Below are 14,545 nucleotides of genomic sequence, written 5' to 3' on the forward strand. Positions count from 1 at the left end.
GGAAACGACCATGCATAAGAAGATCGTATTGCCCATTGATCTCGACGCCGCTGAATCCTGGAAGAGAGCCTTGCCGGAAGCGTTGGCACTGTGCAAGGCGTTCGGCGCCGAACTCTTCGTCGTTACCGTTTTGCCGGATTATCGCATGCCGTTGGTGGGAAGTTATTTCCCTGCGGATTTTCAGACGAAGGCACATAAGTTGCTGTCTGACACCCAGCAGACGTTCGTGGAAAAGCATGTTCCGGCTGAGATCAAGACTCACTGCATGATCGTCGATGGTTCTCCCTATGAGGGCATCATCAAATCGGTCAAGGCAGTAGGCGCCGATCTGGTCGTCATGGCGTCCCATAACAAGCGCCGCTTGGCGGATTATCTGTTAGGCCCCAACGCCGAGCACGTCATGCGCCACGCAGGCGTATCGGTGCTGATCGTTCGCTAGAGTGTCACGACGCTAATGATGCCCGGCAGTTTTGAGCTGTCGGGCGTTTTTTGTGCCTTGCCACGAGCCATTCGTTGAAAGTGCGAAGTCCTCAAGGCATTCATGCAGCGATCCGCAAGGTCGACTATAGTGAAAATAGGCATGCTGGCGACCGGCGTATCCCATTGCTCCAACACGCTCCTGATACCCTTTGATATGCCGCTCCCATCGTCCTGAACAAGCCATCCGCATGTGGAGGATCGTATCCAGACGGATGAGTCCGGCAATAAGCAGTCAGTGTTAAGGGGTAGCGCTATGATGGTGGATACCAAGAAGAACACGCCAGCCACGCAAGCCAGCACGCAGTTGATCATTAATCACATTGATATTGACAGGCCAAGACAATGGCTGATTGCAGGAATCAACGACTTTCGTCAGGCCATGACGGTCAGTTTGTCCTACGGGTTGTTTTGGGTCGGTATCAGTCTGGCAGTCACATTCGGAGCTTACAGACTGGGTTTATGGCACTGGCTGTTGCCCTTGATAGCAGGCTTCATGTTTCTTGGCCCATTGGTAGCAGTGGGATCCTATGGAATCAGTCGCCGCCTCAGCAATGGACGCACTCCCACCTTCGCCGATGCCTTTGGGGCATGGACCTCTCATACCGGGCAACTGGCCATGATGGGGTTGATGATGATGATTTTCTTCATCATCTGGATTCGGGTGGCGACACTGCTGTTTGCGCTGTTCTTCGGTCTCAATGTGCCGAGCCCGATCGACTTATATTCCGCCTTGTTCACGACGCCTGAAGGTTTAGGGATGTTGCTGGTAGGCACTGCATTCGGTGGTGTGCTGGCCTTTGGTGCTTTTTCCATCAGCGTGGTCGCCATCCCGACCCTGATGGATCGTGATCTCACCTTCATGGAAGGTATCGAAGCCAGCGTCAAGAGCGTGGCTCGCAATTTTCGTCCCATGCTGCTATGGGCCGCGATACTGACCGGCTGCACCATCATTGGCGTGGCAACGTTTTATATCGGGCTTGCAGTGATTCTGCCGGTGTTGGGTCATGCAAGCTGGCATGCCTATGAAGATCTGGTGGGGGTGGAAAACAAGATGTAAAAGCTATCACTTTTCTTCCTGTAAACGGTCATCGCTTCTCTTTTGCGATGGCCGTTTTGCTACTGTGCTTGAAACAGAGGACACTGATTCTGGCATATTGTCTTTATTCATCTATTCTTGAAGGTGGCTTGATGTAAGCACGAACAAGAGTGGCAGAAACTTAATATCTAAGAATGATTAAGACGTAATAAAAACGCAAAAATTACTGAGGTTAAGGTTTTCTTGTTGTAATTGGCTTATGAAGAACTTGTGAGTCGTACAAGGAGGTTGCTCTATGGGCAACACGGCGTTGCGCAGCATTTCGCAAGAAATGGTCCCCGTCGATGTGGATACGGATGATCCACTTGTAAAGGACCAGCAAAAAATCGCATTACCCGCCGTCATTGAAAAGGCGGCTAGAGCAAGAACTATTCCCAGGCGTATCGAGAAAAAAGACGAGAGCAGATATGACGTCTTGTACGTCACGCCGGAAATCGCCGATCTGGTCAAGGTAGGAGGATTGGGGGACGTCTCATCGGCGTTGCCTCGTGCACTTCGTTTACGTCACGACGTGCGGGTTCTGCTACCGGCCTATCGTGAAGTCATTCAATCCGATCGCAAGATCGAAGTGGTGGGGCACCTGCCAGCCCTAGCCGACATTCCTGCCTGCGACATCGGTCAAATCACCTATCCCGATGGCTGATCCTCTATGTGTTGCTGTGCCCCGAGCTCTATGAGCGCGAGGGCAATCCTTATTGCGACGACTCAGGAATCGGGTGGGAAGACAACGACATACGCTTTGCGCGTTTGAGTCTTGCGGCGGCCGAAATCGCCGCGGGTAACGCCGGGCTCAACTGGTGCCCTCAGCTTCTGCATCTCAACGATTGGACCTGCGGGCTGACCGCAGGCTATCTGCACTGGTGGGGGGAATCGACGCCCTGCATTTTCACCATTCACAACCTTGCCTATCAGGGCGTATTCGATGCGTCTCGCTGCAAAACCCTCGGCGTGCCGGAAGAGGCCATGACCATCGACGGGGTGGAATATCACGGCCAGCTCTCCTACATGAAGGCAGGTATTGCCTATTCAGGTCGAGTGACCACGGTCAGTGCCACCTATGCTCAGGAGATCACTACGCCGGAATTTGGCTGCGGACTCGAAGGGTTGCTGAGTACCAAAGCCGAGCAAGGACGTCTTGTGGGCATACCCAATGGCATTGATGAAAGCTGGGACCCGCGTACCGATGCCCATCTGGTAAGGGCATTTGCCAAGAACGATTGGCGTGGCAAGCGCGCCAACGCCAATTACGTACGTCAGCTGTTTGGCTTGGCAATATGCACCGGGCCGCTATTCGCCGTGGTCTCCCGTCTTGTGCATCAGAAAGGTATCGATCTCACCGTGGGCGTAGCGGAGTCCATCATTCGCCGAGGAGGGCAGATCGTATTCATCGGGCGCGGTGAACGTGGGTTCGAGCGTGCGCTGTGCAATCTGGCGGATCGGTTCCCTGGCGCGATCGGCGTCAATATCGGCTTCGATGAAGGGGAGGCGCGCTGTATCTACGCCGGCAGCGATTTTCTGCTGATGCCGTCGCGTTTCGAGCCCTGCGGGTTGAGTCAGATGTACGCCCAGCGCTTTGGCTCGCTACCCATCGCCCACCGTACCGGAGGCCTGGTGGATACCATTGAGGATGGGGTGACCGGTTTTCTGTTCGATGAAGTGACCTTTGCCAGCTATATGCATGCCATCGATCGCGCTTTCAAAGTCTTTCGTGCCACGGATCTGTTCTACGCCATGCGTCGTGCGGCCATGGCAGGTCGTTATCATTGGCATCAGTCCATCGAACCTTATAACCAGCTTTACAGTGTGACCCTTGACGAAACGGAGTCTCCTTATGGGCAAGCTGTCAATTGACGTGACGCTACAAATGGACAAGGAGTCGCCCACGCCCAATCGAAGAGCCGCCTCGAGTCTGCCACAGCTTCTGCCGCCTTTGGCGCCGACGGATCGCTGGTATGACGGCCAGTGGCTGTTGCGTCGAAGCCGTCAGGATTTTACCTCGGCACCCCTGTCCATTTATCGCTTCAGCCCACTGGGATGGTACCTGGATGAAACGGGAAACCCCTTGTCCTGGATGGCGCTGATCGATCGTCTTTTGCCCTATGTGGCGGATCTTGGTTTCACTCATATCGCGTTGACCGATGTGAACGTGCAGCACGTCAACGATGAAGCATTTGCCACTTTCATTCTTGCCTGCCATGAAAGTGATATCGGCGTAATACTGGACTGGAACGTCGCTTCGGATACGCCATACGCAACCGGCGACGACAGTCAGACCTTTGCTGTCATGCTTCATCAGGTACTCGAGTGGGTCGAGCGCTATCATCTCGATGGCCTTCATCTAAAGGAGCGCGCCGAGCAGACCGGCGACGGTCTCATCGAGCACTTGATACAGGGCATCACCAAGCGGCGCCACGACGTTCTCATCTTGATCGATCGCCCGGTAGACATGCCGGTTCATCTGTTGACCCGGGTATTGATATGCAATACGCACTGGTCGCGCAATACCTTGAATTATCTAAGCGTGCCCACGAAGTGGCGTGGCCGGGAACACCATTTGCTGCATGAAAGCCTGGGCACGGCCTTTAACATGCATTTTCTTTTGCCACTGCTCGAAGAATCATCGAGTCACGAGCCACAAAGCTGGTTCGATCGCATGCCGGGAGACCCTTGGCAGAAGTTTGCCAACCTGCGTGCCGCCATGAGCTACATGTGGGCGCATCCTGGCAAGAAGCTTCTGGGCATGGGCAGCGAGTTCGCCCAGGGACCGGTATGGCAGCCCGGTAGATCCCTCGACTGGGGATTGCTGGATCAAACTTTTCATGCGGGCATGCTGCGACTGGTGGCGGATCTCAACCGACTGTATGGCAATGAGTCGGCGCTTTATGAATGCGACATCGAATCCAGCAGTTTTACCTGGGTAATCGGCGACGACGTCACCAATAGCGTCATCGCTTTTCTGCGTTATGGTGCCGAAGGCACCGCGCCGTTGTTAGTGGTCATCAATTTCACGCCCAACGTGCTCGAGAATTATCGCATCGGTGTGCCGACCCTGGGGGCCTGGCACGAAGTGCTCAACAGCGATAGCGTTTTTTATGGTGGCTCCAACGTGGGCAACGCCAATGGCGTCGAGGCCCTGCTGGAGCCAAGCCATGGTTACCCGGTATCAATATCATTGACCCTGCCGCCCTTGGCGGCGTTGTTCTTGAGACAAGGAGATTGGCCGGCATGAATACGGACGACACACCTGCGGCCAGGTTTCGGTTTGCTCCTTGCTTCGGCGCTCAGTTACAGGACGATGGTCGAACATGCTTTACGCTATGGGCGCCAACCGCAGATAAGGTGTGGCTCGAGATCGAAGGAAGCGACAGCCAGGCCATGCAGGCCATGCAAGACGGCCATTATCAGCTGAGCGTTCAATGCTCGGCAGGAGCGGGTTATCGCTACCGGGTGTTCAACGACGAACACGGCCAGGGGCTTGCCATCCCCGATCCTGCATCTCGCGCCCAGCATGAGGATATCGACGGCCCCAGTCTGGTGGTCGATCCCGAGCGTTACGGCTGGCGTCACCCTCAGTGGCAAGGTCGACCCTGGCACGAAAGCGTCATCTACGAACTGCATGTGGGAACCCTTGGCGGCTTTGAAGGGGTGCGTCAGCGTCTGGCCTATCTTGCTTCTCTGGGCGTGACCGCCATTGAGCTGATGCCGGTGGCGGAGTTCCCCGGTGGGCGCAACTGGGGCTACGATGGGGTGCTGCCCTATGCGGTGGAAGCCTCCTATGGCGATCCGGATGAGTTGAAAGCATTGATCGACGAGGCCCACGGTCATGGACTGATGGTGTATCTCGATGTCGTCTACAACCATTTCGGCCCGGATGGCAACTATCTGGCCGCCTACGCCGGCACCTTTTTCCGTAAAGATCTGCCCACCCCCTGGGGCGCTGCCATCGATTTTCGTAAGCCCCAGGTGCGCCGCTACTTCATTGACAATGCCTTGATGTGGCTACTGGAATATCGCTTCGATGGACTGCGCTTCGATGCGGTGCATGCCATTGGCGAACAGGATTTTCTCGTCGAGATGGGCCAGGAGATTCGCAAGCGGGTCGAGCCGGGGCGCCATGTACATCTAATGCTCGAGAACGAGAGCAATCAGGCCAGCTTGCTCGATCCGACGCTGTTCGACGCCCAGTGGAATGACGACTGGCATAACGTCATGCATGTGCTGCTCACCGGCGAATATGAAGGGTATTACAGCGATTTTACCGAAGATGCTACCCAGCGTCTGGCACGCTGCCTGAGTGAAGGCTTCATCTATCAAGGCGAGACGACCCGCGGCGGTTATGTCCGGGGCGAGCCCAGCACCCATCTGCCTCCCAGCGCCTTCGTGATCTTTCTGCAGAACCACGATCAGATCGGCAATCGGGCCTTGGGAGAACGGCTCGGGCTACTGACCGACCCCAAGGCCCTGGTCGCGGCAACGGTACCCTTGTTGCTGTCGCCGATGATCCCGCTTCTGTTCATGGGAGAGGAGTGGGGGTCGACGCAGCCTTTTTGCTTTTTCACCTCTCATCATGGCGAGCTTGCCGAGGCGGTACGTAAAGGCCGGCGCAGCGAATTTGCCGCCTTTAGCGCCTTTAGCGACCCGGCCACTCGAGAAGCGATCCCGGACCCCAACGATCGACAGACCTTCGTCGATTCCATTCCGGATTTCGATTACCGGGAAACGCCGGTTCATGACGAGTGGCTGGCGCGTTATCGAAGGCTGCTGGCATTGCGCCAAAGTCAGATCGTGCCACGCTTGCCTGGAGCCGTTGCCGAAGGTGTCGAGGTACTGGCAGAAAAAGCGTTGCTTGCCCGGTGGCGTATGAATGACGACAGCCAACTCATCATTGCCCTGAATCTGGGAGGGAATAGCGTCGCAGTGGATGGCCTGGCGACGATGTCAGGGCTTCTTCATGAAACCCAGGAAGGGATAGCAGCGAGCGCCCAGGAAGGTTGGCTCCAAACCTATAGCGCCGCTGCCTGGTTGCACACCAAAACGCAAGGATGACGGGCATGAATGATGCGGCCTTGAGAGAACTCGCCAATGCCGTCGGGTTGATCGAGCAGTGGGAAGACAGCGAAGGCAATCAGTGTCGTCTTGACGACGAGACCCGCCATACCCTGCTCGCGGCACTTGGCTTTGACGTCAACGATGAAGAGACGATGCGCGCCAGCGCCAAACGCCTGCAGCGGCTATATCACCCAGCCAGTCTTGATGAGCTGCCGCCACTGATCAGCGTGGATTGCGATACGCCCATCGAACTGCCATGCCCACTCAGGGCGGGCACGACATTCAAGGTGATACTGGAAACCGGCGAAGAGCGGGAAGGGCAAGTCGATGATCATGGCCGCTTACCCGCCATCGAGAGCCCAGGCTACCATCGCCTGGTGCTGGGCGAAGCGACGGCGACACTGGCCGTAGCGCCCCAGCGCTGTTTCAGCGTCGCGGATGCCTGCAACAACACCGGCGCGGACACACCCACCGAGCCACATCTGTGGGGACTGGCGGTGCAGGTGTATTCCCTGCGCCGTGCTGGCGCTGGAGGCATCGGTGATATTCTGGCATTGGCAGCGCTTGGGCGAGCCGCCGCTGCCCAACAGGCGGATGCCCTGGTCATCAGCCCCATGCATGCCATGTTCAGTGCCGATACTCAGCGCTACAGCCCTTACTCTCCGTCCAGCCGCCTGTTGTTCAACGTGCTGTATGCCTCGCCGCGGATCGTGCTGGACCAGGAGCTGGTCGAAGAGGCCATTGACCGGTGCGGCTTGCAAGATGAACTTGCGCATCTGGAAGCCGCGGAGCTCATCGACTGGCCGGCAGCGGCGCAGGCTAAGTTGACCTGGCTACGTGAGCTTTTCGCCATGTTCCAGGAGTGCAGCGATCAAGGTGATGAAACCGATGCCCAGAAACGCAGGTTCAATGCGTTTCGTGCCGCGGGGGGAGAGTTGCTCGAGGATCACTGTCGTTTCGAAGCCCTGCGAAGGGCGCGTCCGGAAGGCAACTGGCGCGACTGGCCCGAAGCCCTGCGCGATCCACGCAGTCATGAGGTTGCGCAATTCGCTCGGGAAAATGCGCAGGAAGTGACGTTTCACGCCTTTCTGCAATGGCTGGTGGCGGAAGGGTTGGAGTATGCCCAGGACAATATGCGCGACGATGGCATGGCCCTTGGGATAATTGCCGATCTGGCGGTCGGGGCGGACGGCGCCGGTAGCCAGACCTGGAGCCGTCAGGAAGAGATGCTCGAAGGGGTCTCCATCGGTGCACCGCCAGACTCGTTCAACGTGCACGGGCAGGACTGGGGCCTGGCCTCGTTTTCGCCCCACGGCCTGGTGCGCTCCGGGTTTCGCAGCTTCATCGACATGCTGCGCACGGCGTTCCGTCATGCCGGCGGGCTGCGTATCGATCATATCCTGGGGCTACTGCGGCTGTGGCTGGTGCCTCATGGCGCTTCGCCCAGGCAGGGCGGTTACATTCGCTTTCCCTTGAACGACATGCTGCGTCTGGTGGCCCTGGAGTCCTGGCGTCATCGCGCCATCGTCATTGGCGAGGATTTGGGCACCGTGGCGCCGGGCTTTCGCGACCAGCTGAGAGAGCGTGGCATTCTGGGCATGCGCGTGCTCTGGTTCGAGCGCGACGAACAGGACGACTTCATTGCCTCAACCGAGTGGACGGACCAGGCCGTGGCAATGTCCTCGACCCATGACCTGCCCACCGTGGCGGGCTGGTGGTCAGGGTATGACATCGATCTGCGCGATCGTTTCGGTCTGCTAGGGGATGAACAGGATGCTGTCACGGAGCATCGCCAAAGAGACAAGGAGCGGGTGAGTCTGGCGCATGCTCTGGGCCTGATTGATTCCACCGAGAATCCGGCTAGTCTGTCCGCCGATGATATTCCCGTGACCACCGTGCTGGATGCCAGTGCCGCCTATCTCGGGCATACGCCGCCGCCCTTGGTGGTGGTGCCCATGGAGGATGTTCTCGGGCTCGAACGACAGCCCAATCTGCCGGGCACCGTGGACGAACACCCCAATTGGCGTCGACGCTCGCCTGCACCGGTGGGGGAATTGCTCGAGGACGCTTCGATACGCAAGCGCCTTAGGGGGCTTGATGACTCGCGCCGCAATGCTTCGACTCGTCCTTCTTCCGCGCAAGGTTCTTCAGAAAAGAAATCTCTACAACCGCCTGAGGGCGAGGGTGACGTCTTGCCTACCGGCAGCATTCAAAAAGACAGCATTCAGAAAGAGGAGACAGGGAAGTTGTCCTCGACGAGCCCTATTCGCGCTACCGTGCGCCTGCAGTTTCACTCCGAGTTCACCCTGGACGATGCGCTACCCTGGATCGACTACTACGCGGATCTGGGTATCAGTCATGTCTATGCGTCGCCCCTGCTGGCCTCGCGTAGCGGTTCGACCCACGGCTACGACGGCATCGACCCGACCCGACTCGATCCGGAGCTGGGTGGCGAAGAAGCGCTGGAGCGTCTGGTTGCCAAGCTGCGTGAACGGAACATGGGGTTGATACTCGATATCGTACCCAATCACGTGGCGGTGGGCGGCTCCGAAAACCTGTGGTGGCAGGATGTGCTGACCCAAGGCCAGCGTAGCCCCTATGCCAAGTTCTTCGATATCGACTGGCATTCGCCGGACCCGCTGCTCAATGGCAAGGTGCTGCTACCCTTTCTCGGCGGCCCCTATGGCGACATACTGCATTCCGGAGAATTAAGGCTGAATTACGAGGCGTCGACTGCCGGTTTTTATGTCGCCTATCACGAGCACCATTTCCCCATCGACCCGGTGTATTACGGCGCCATCTTGCAGCATGCCAACGAGGATGCCTTGCGTTCCTTGGCAACATGCTTCGATGAAGCGCAAACGAGTGCCGATCCTCAGCGTTTGTTGATCGAGGCGCGGGAGCGTCTTGCCCAGGCCAGCGAGAAAGCGGATCTGCAGCCTGCATTGCAGCATTTCGACACGACCAGCGAGCAGGGGGCCCGTGCGCTGCACGATTTGCTCGAGAAACAGCACTACCGGCTGGCTTTCTGGCGCACGGCCTCCGATGAGATCAACTGGCGTCGTTTTTTCGATATTACTGAGCTTGGCGGGCTTCGAGTCGAGCTGCCGGAGGTTTTCGATGCCACCCACAGCGTGATCCTGCGTCTGGTGGAACGAGGCTGGGTCGACGGCCTGCGGGTCGATCACGTGGATGGTCTGGCGGACCCCGGGGGCTATTGCCGCAAGCTGCGCCAGTGCCTGCAGGATCTGGCGCAGCACCGTCCGGATGACGTGCCGCGTTATGTTGCGCTCTATGTAGAGAAGATCTTGGCGGAGGGGGAAACCCTTCACACGGATTGGGGCGTGGACGGCACCACCGGTTACGAGTTCATGAATGAAGTATCCGGGCTGCAGCACGACCCGGACGGCGCGGCTCCATTGCGTACCCTATGGCGAGAAACAAGCGGTCGCGGCAGCGATTTTCTTATCGAGGTGCGCAAGGCTCGGGCGGAAATGCTCGATAGCGCCTTGTCCAGCGAGTTTCACGCCTGTGCTCGGGCTCTGCAGGCCTTGGCACGACACGATACGGCGACCCGGGACATTACCCTTGGCGCCATCGAGCGGGTACTCAAGGCACTGGTGGTGCATTTTCCTGTCTATCGCACCTACGCGGATGAGAAGGGGCGCCCTGAAGTCGATCGAGCGCATTTCGAACAGGCAAAGGTCGAGGCGCGTCGTGACGTCAACCCGCCGGAGCGCGATCTGCTCGACCAGTTCGATCGCTGGCTCGGGGGAGAAGCCCCCGAGGCCTGTCAGGATGAACGAGAGCGATCGTTGCGTCTTCGGGCCATTCAGCGCTTTCAGCAGCTGACCTCGCCGGTGGCTGCCAAGGCGGTGGAAGACACCGCCGGCTATCGTTCGGCGGTATTGATCTCACGCAACGACGTGGGCTTTGATCCGCAGAACTTCAGCCACACCCCGGCGTATTTCCATGAGGCGTGCCGCCAGCGTGCCGAGCAGTTTCCGCTATCTCTCGTCACCACCGCCACTCACGATCACAAGCGCGGTGAGGATGTGCGTGCCCGACTGGCGGCGCTCAGTGAGCTGCCTTGGATATTTGCGGAGCAGGTGCGCCGCTGGCGCGAGAAGGCGGCATCGCAGCGAGAGGAGCAAAGCGCGGGTGTGGCGCCCTCGCCGGCAGACGAGCTGATTCTTTATCAGATGTTGCTGGGGGCCTGGGCGCCGACCCTCGATCGTGAGGATGGCGAGGCCATGAACGGCTTTGCCGAGCGTCTTGCCCAGTGGCAGGAAAAAGCACTGCGTGAGGCCAAACTACGCAGTCACTGGCTATGGCCCGATAGCGATTACGAGAACGCTTGTCGGAATTTCCTGTTCGGTTTGATCGAAGACACCGCGCTGCGCGATGAGCTGAGCGATACAGCGCGAGCCCTGGACCTGCCTGGAGCGGTCAATGGCCTGGTACAGGTGGTGCTACGCATGACCGTGCCCGGGGTACCGGATCTCTATCAGGGAACGGAGTTTTGGGATTACAGCCTGGTGGACCCGGACAATCGTCGCAGCGTCGATCACCAGGCGCGTCAAACGGCGCTCGAAAAGCATTCATCGCCACAAGAAGCGCTTGAGCACTGGCGCGATGGACGCGTCAAGCAAGCGGTCATCGCCCGGTTGCTTGCAATACGAAGCGAGTCTCCCTCCCTCTTTGCCCAGGGCGACTACACTGCCATGACGGTAGAGGGAAATCGAAAGGAGCATGTGGTGGCCTTCAGCCGCAAGCATGCACAACAGGCGCTGCTAGTGGTCGTGCCACGGCTGCCTGTAGCCATGCTCGAGTCCGCCACGTTGCCATTGATCCCCACTGAAGAATGGGGAGATGCGCAGCTGCAAATACCGGAATCACTGCAAGGCCAATGGCGTGACGTGTTGACCGGTAATACCGTGGAACTGAATCAAGAAACGGTAATGATCAGTGAATTGCTGGCACATTTTACTGCCGGCGTGTTTGTCAGTATTGGAGTGGGGGAGCATGAAAATGACCGATGACGAACTGCGTGTACGCCAGCTGGCGTATCGCATCTGGGAATCCGAAGGGCGTCCAGACGGCCAGCAGCAGCGCCATTGGGAAATGGCACTGAAAATCGTGGCGGCGGAGCAATCCTCCGGCCATGAGACGAATCTGGATGAGGAAGGGGAAGCCAAGGAAGAGGAGCCCGTTCTGGACGACGAGCTGCCGCTTGAAAACGACGAACGGGGCATCGAGGAGAATCGCTTGCCTTTGGAGAACCCTGAAGCTGATTCCATGCTGGACCCGGACGGTGATGCGACTCTCGAGGAGGCGCCTTATCGCGACGACACGCTGATTACCCAGGATACTCCAGTACAGGATCGGGCCGAGCCCACGGAGGAACCGCTTGAAAAGAGCGTCGAGGTAAACGATCCCTCCGCGGAATCCGAGGTCGAGTTCAAGCGTGTGCCCAGACAGCGCTCGACGAGTAAGAGCGCTGCGAGTAAACAGGCGGCAGACAAGGAACCGGCAAAAAAGGCAGCCAAACCCGCTGCGAAGAAGACGACTTCCTCCAAGACCGCATCGATAAAGAAAACCACGACCCGGTCACGCAAAACCTGAATATTTAACGAAGGATCCGCTTGCCCAACGCGAGGTCGTTTCGCGGGTGGGGTCAGGCATGCCACTCCAAGGATGAAACATGGATACAGAGAATACCGGCCAAGACAACGAACCGAGCGTGACCAGCGTTGAATCCCCCGGCGTGATGGATCGCTCCCGGGTAAGCGAGGGCAAATCGTTTCCGCTGGGCGCCACCTGGGACGGCCTGGGAGTGAATTTTGCCTTGTTCTCCGCTCATGCCACCCGGGTCGAGCTGTGTCTGTTCGATGCCAGTGGCGAACATGAAATTGAACGTATCGAGCTGCCGGAATATACCGACGAGATATGGCATGGCTATCTACCGGATGCCCGTCCCGGATTGCTCTACGGCTATCGCGTGCATGGCCCTTATGCCCCGGAAGAAGGGCATCGCTTCAATGCCAACAAGCTGCTGCTCGACCCCTACGCCAAGCAGATTGTCGGGGACATAAAATGGGATGAGGCGCTGTTCGGCTACACCATCGGCCATGAAGACGGCGATCTGAGTTTCGATGAACGAGACAGTGCACCGTTCATGCCGCGCTGTCGGGTCGTGGATCCGGCTTTTACCTGGGGCCGAGCACAGCCTGTGCACGTGCCCTGGGATCGCACCGTTGTCTACGAGACCCACGCCCGAGGCTACACCATGCGTCATCCGGCGGTGCCGGAAGCGCTGCGGGGAACCTTCGCCGGGCTGATGGAAAACGAGGTGGTGGACTACATTCGCTCTCTTGGGGTGTCTTCGGTAGAGCTGCTACCCGTCCATGCCTTCGTCGACGATCAGCATCTGCAGGAGAAGGGGCTTCACAACTACTGGGGCTACAACACCCTGGGCTTCTTTGCGCCTCATGGGCCCTACATGGCCGGTGACAATATCAATGAGTTCAAGGAGATGGTGGCGCGGTTTCATGCGGCGGATCTCGAGGTCATCCTCGACGTGGTCTACAACCACACCGCGGAAGGCAATGAGCTAGGGCCGACCCTGTCCTTGAAGGGTATTGATAACACTTCCTACTATCGGCTGCTGCCGGATCAGGCGCGTTATTACATCGACGACACCGGTACCGGTAACACTCTTAACATGAGCCATCCGCGGGTGCTGCAAATGGTCACGGACTCCCTGCGCTACTGGGCTACCGAGATGCGCGTGGATGGGTTTCGTTTCGATCTGGCCACCATCCTGGGTCGCGAGCCCCATGGCTTCGATGAAGGCGGCGGCTTTCTCGACTCCACCCGACAGGATCCGATCTTGAGTCAGGTCAAGCTGATCGCCGAACCCTGGGACTGCGGTCCGGGGGGCTATCAGGTGGGCAAGTTCCCCCCGGGCTGGTCGGAGTGGAACGATCGTTTCCGGGATACGGTGCGCGCCTATTGGAAAGGCGATGAAGGCGCCTTGCCGGAACTTGCCGCCCGCCTGACCGGTTCGGCGGATCTGTTCGATCGTCGCGGTCGTCGCCCCTTTGCCTCGGTCAACTTCGTCACCGCCCACGACGGCTTCACGCTGTACGACCTGGTGGCCTACAACGACAAGCACAACGAGGCCAACGGCGAGGACAACAACGACGGTCACGACGACAATCGTTCCTGGAATCATGGTGAAGAGGGGCCGACGGAGAATCCCGAGATTCGCGATCTGCGCCTGCGCCAGATCCGCAACTTCCTCGCTACCACGCTGTTTGCCCAGGGCACGCCCATGCTGCTGGCCGGAGACGAGCTGCTGCGTACCCAGCAAGGCAACAACAACGCCTACTGCCAGGACAACGAGGTCAGCTGGGTGGACTGGAACCTGACGGGCGATGCTCACGCCATGATCGAGTATCTGCGCCGACTGATCGAGTTGCGCGAGCGCTATCCCATCCTGCGTCGCGCCGCTACTTGAGCGGCGATTACAGCGAGGAATTGGGGCTGAAAGAAGTGACCTGGCTCACCCCCCAGGCCGAGGAGATGAGCGTGGAACGCTGGGAAGATCCCCAGGCGCGCAGTCTTGGGCTTCTGCTCGATGGTCGTGCGCGCCCTTCAGGCATTCGCCGGGCCGGCGTCGATGTCACCCTGCTGTTGCTGTTCAATGCCAATCATGAGCAGGAGAGCTTCGTCTTGCCAGAGGTGCCGGACAGCGATAATTGGATCTGTCGCCTGGATACTCAGCAGGGCCTTGATGTGGCGAATCAGCATTACGACGTGGGTGATGGCTACCCGGTGGCGGCGCACTCCCTGGTGATGCTTGAACTGGTGCGGGCAACCCAGTCACCGCCGGTACTCTAGGCAAATGCTTTCATA

The 14,545-nt window shown here is 58.4% G+C and carries 10 protein-coding genes; all 10 read left to right on the top strand.

Annotated elements, in window-relative coordinates; all coding sequences use genetic code 11:
* Positions 1 to 10: 10 nt before the first annotated feature.
* The 10 genes from CH74_RS01605 (at position 11) to CH74_RS19230 (ending at position 14,530) form a co-directional block, all read left to right on the top strand.
* Complete coding sequence (locus CH74_RS01605) at positions 11 to 439, top strand: universal stress protein (RefSeq protein WP_048305739.1); 429 nt, start codon at positions 11 to 13, stop codon at positions 437 to 439.
* Between the two features lie 294 nt (positions 440 to 733).
* Positions 734 to 1,537, top strand: a complete 804-nt coding sequence (locus CH74_RS01610) for a DUF2189 domain-containing protein (RefSeq protein WP_253272887.1) — start codon at positions 734 to 736, stop codon at positions 1,535 to 1,537.
* A 274-nt stretch (positions 1,538 to 1,811) separates the two neighbouring features.
* Positions 1,812 to 2,219 (top strand): glycogen/starch synthase, encoded by a 408-nt coding sequence (locus CH74_RS19220; protein ID WP_253272888.1) that lies wholly within the window; start codon positions 1,812 to 1,814, stop codon positions 2,217 to 2,219.
* Between the two features lie 8 nt (positions 2,220 to 2,227).
* Positions 2,228 to 3,427, top strand: a complete 1,200-nt coding sequence (glgA, locus tag CH74_RS01615; protein ID WP_253272889.1) for a glycogen synthase GlgA — start codon at positions 2,228 to 2,230, stop codon at positions 3,425 to 3,427.
* Entirely contained in the window at positions 3,408 to 4,805 is a 1,398-nt protein-coding gene (locus CH74_RS01620) for an alpha amylase C-terminal domain-containing protein (protein WP_048305740.1), read from the top strand. Before glgA ends, CH74_RS01620 begins: the two co-directional genes overlap by 20 nt.
* Complete coding sequence (gene treZ, locus CH74_RS01625) at positions 4,802 to 6,622, top strand: malto-oligosyltrehalose trehalohydrolase (RefSeq protein ID WP_048305741.1); 1,821 nt, start codon at positions 4,802 to 4,804, stop codon at positions 6,620 to 6,622. The genes CH74_RS01620 and treZ overlap by 4 nt, the downstream gene beginning before the upstream one ends.
* A gap of 5 nt (positions 6,623 to 6,627) precedes the next feature.
* Positions 6,628 to 11,667: a malto-oligosyltrehalose synthase gene (gene treY, locus CH74_RS19225; protein WP_172656292.1), complete on the top strand. Its 5,040-nt coding sequence runs from the start codon at positions 6,628 to 6,630 to the stop codon at positions 11,665 to 11,667.
* Positions 11,651 to 12,250: a DUF2934 domain-containing protein gene (locus tag CH74_RS01635; RefSeq protein WP_253272890.1), complete on the top strand. Its 600-nt coding sequence runs from the start codon at positions 11,651 to 11,653 to the stop codon at positions 12,248 to 12,250. The genes treY and CH74_RS01635 overlap by 17 nt, the downstream gene beginning before the upstream one ends.
* A gap of 79 nt (positions 12,251 to 12,329) precedes the next feature.
* Positions 12,330 to 14,147 (top strand): glycogen debranching protein GlgX, encoded by a 1,818-nt coding sequence (glgX, locus tag CH74_RS01640; protein ID WP_253272891.1) that lies wholly within the window; start codon positions 12,330 to 12,332, stop codon positions 14,145 to 14,147.
* Positions 14,144 to 14,530 carry a hypothetical protein gene (locus CH74_RS19230; RefSeq protein WP_253272892.1) on the top strand — a complete coding sequence of 129 codons (387 nt, stop codon included), beginning with the start codon at positions 14,144 to 14,146 and terminating at the stop codon, positions 14,528 to 14,530. The genes glgX and CH74_RS19230 overlap by 4 nt, the downstream gene beginning before the upstream one ends.
* Positions 14,531 to 14,545: the final 15 nt, after the last annotated feature.

Source organism: Halomonas sp. PR-M31, from assembly GCF_001039575.1.
In the GTDB taxonomy this organism is placed as follows: Bacteria; Pseudomonadota; Gammaproteobacteria; order Pseudomonadales; family Halomonadaceae; genus Modicisalibacter.

Coding starts and splice junctions, on each gene's coding strand:
- CH74_RS01605 (WP_048305739.1), top strand. CDS start 11: ATGCATAAGAAGATCGTATTGCCCATTGATCTCGACGCCGCTGAATCC.
- CH74_RS01620 (WP_048305740.1), top strand. CDS start 3,408: ATGGGCAAGCTGTCAATTGACGTGACGCTACAAATGGACAAGGAGTCG.
- glgX (WP_253272891.1), top strand. CDS start 12,330: ATGGATACAGAGAATACCGGCCAAGACAACGAACCGAGCGTGACCAGC.
- CH74_RS19220 (WP_253272888.1), top strand. CDS start 1,812: ATGGGCAACACGGCGTTGCGCAGCATTTCGCAAGAAATGGTCCCCGTC.
- treY (WP_172656292.1), top strand. CDS start 6,628: ATGAATGATGCGGCCTTGAGAGAACTCGCCAATGCCGTCGGGTTGATC.
- CH74_RS01635 (WP_253272890.1), top strand. CDS start 11,651: ATGAAAATGACCGATGACGAACTGCGTGTACGCCAGCTGGCGTATCGC.
- CH74_RS01610 (WP_253272887.1), top strand. CDS start 734: ATGATGGTGGATACCAAGAAGAACACGCCAGCCACGCAAGCCAGCACG.
- treZ (WP_048305741.1), top strand. CDS start 4,802: ATGAATACGGACGACACACCTGCGGCCAGGTTTCGGTTTGCTCCTTGC.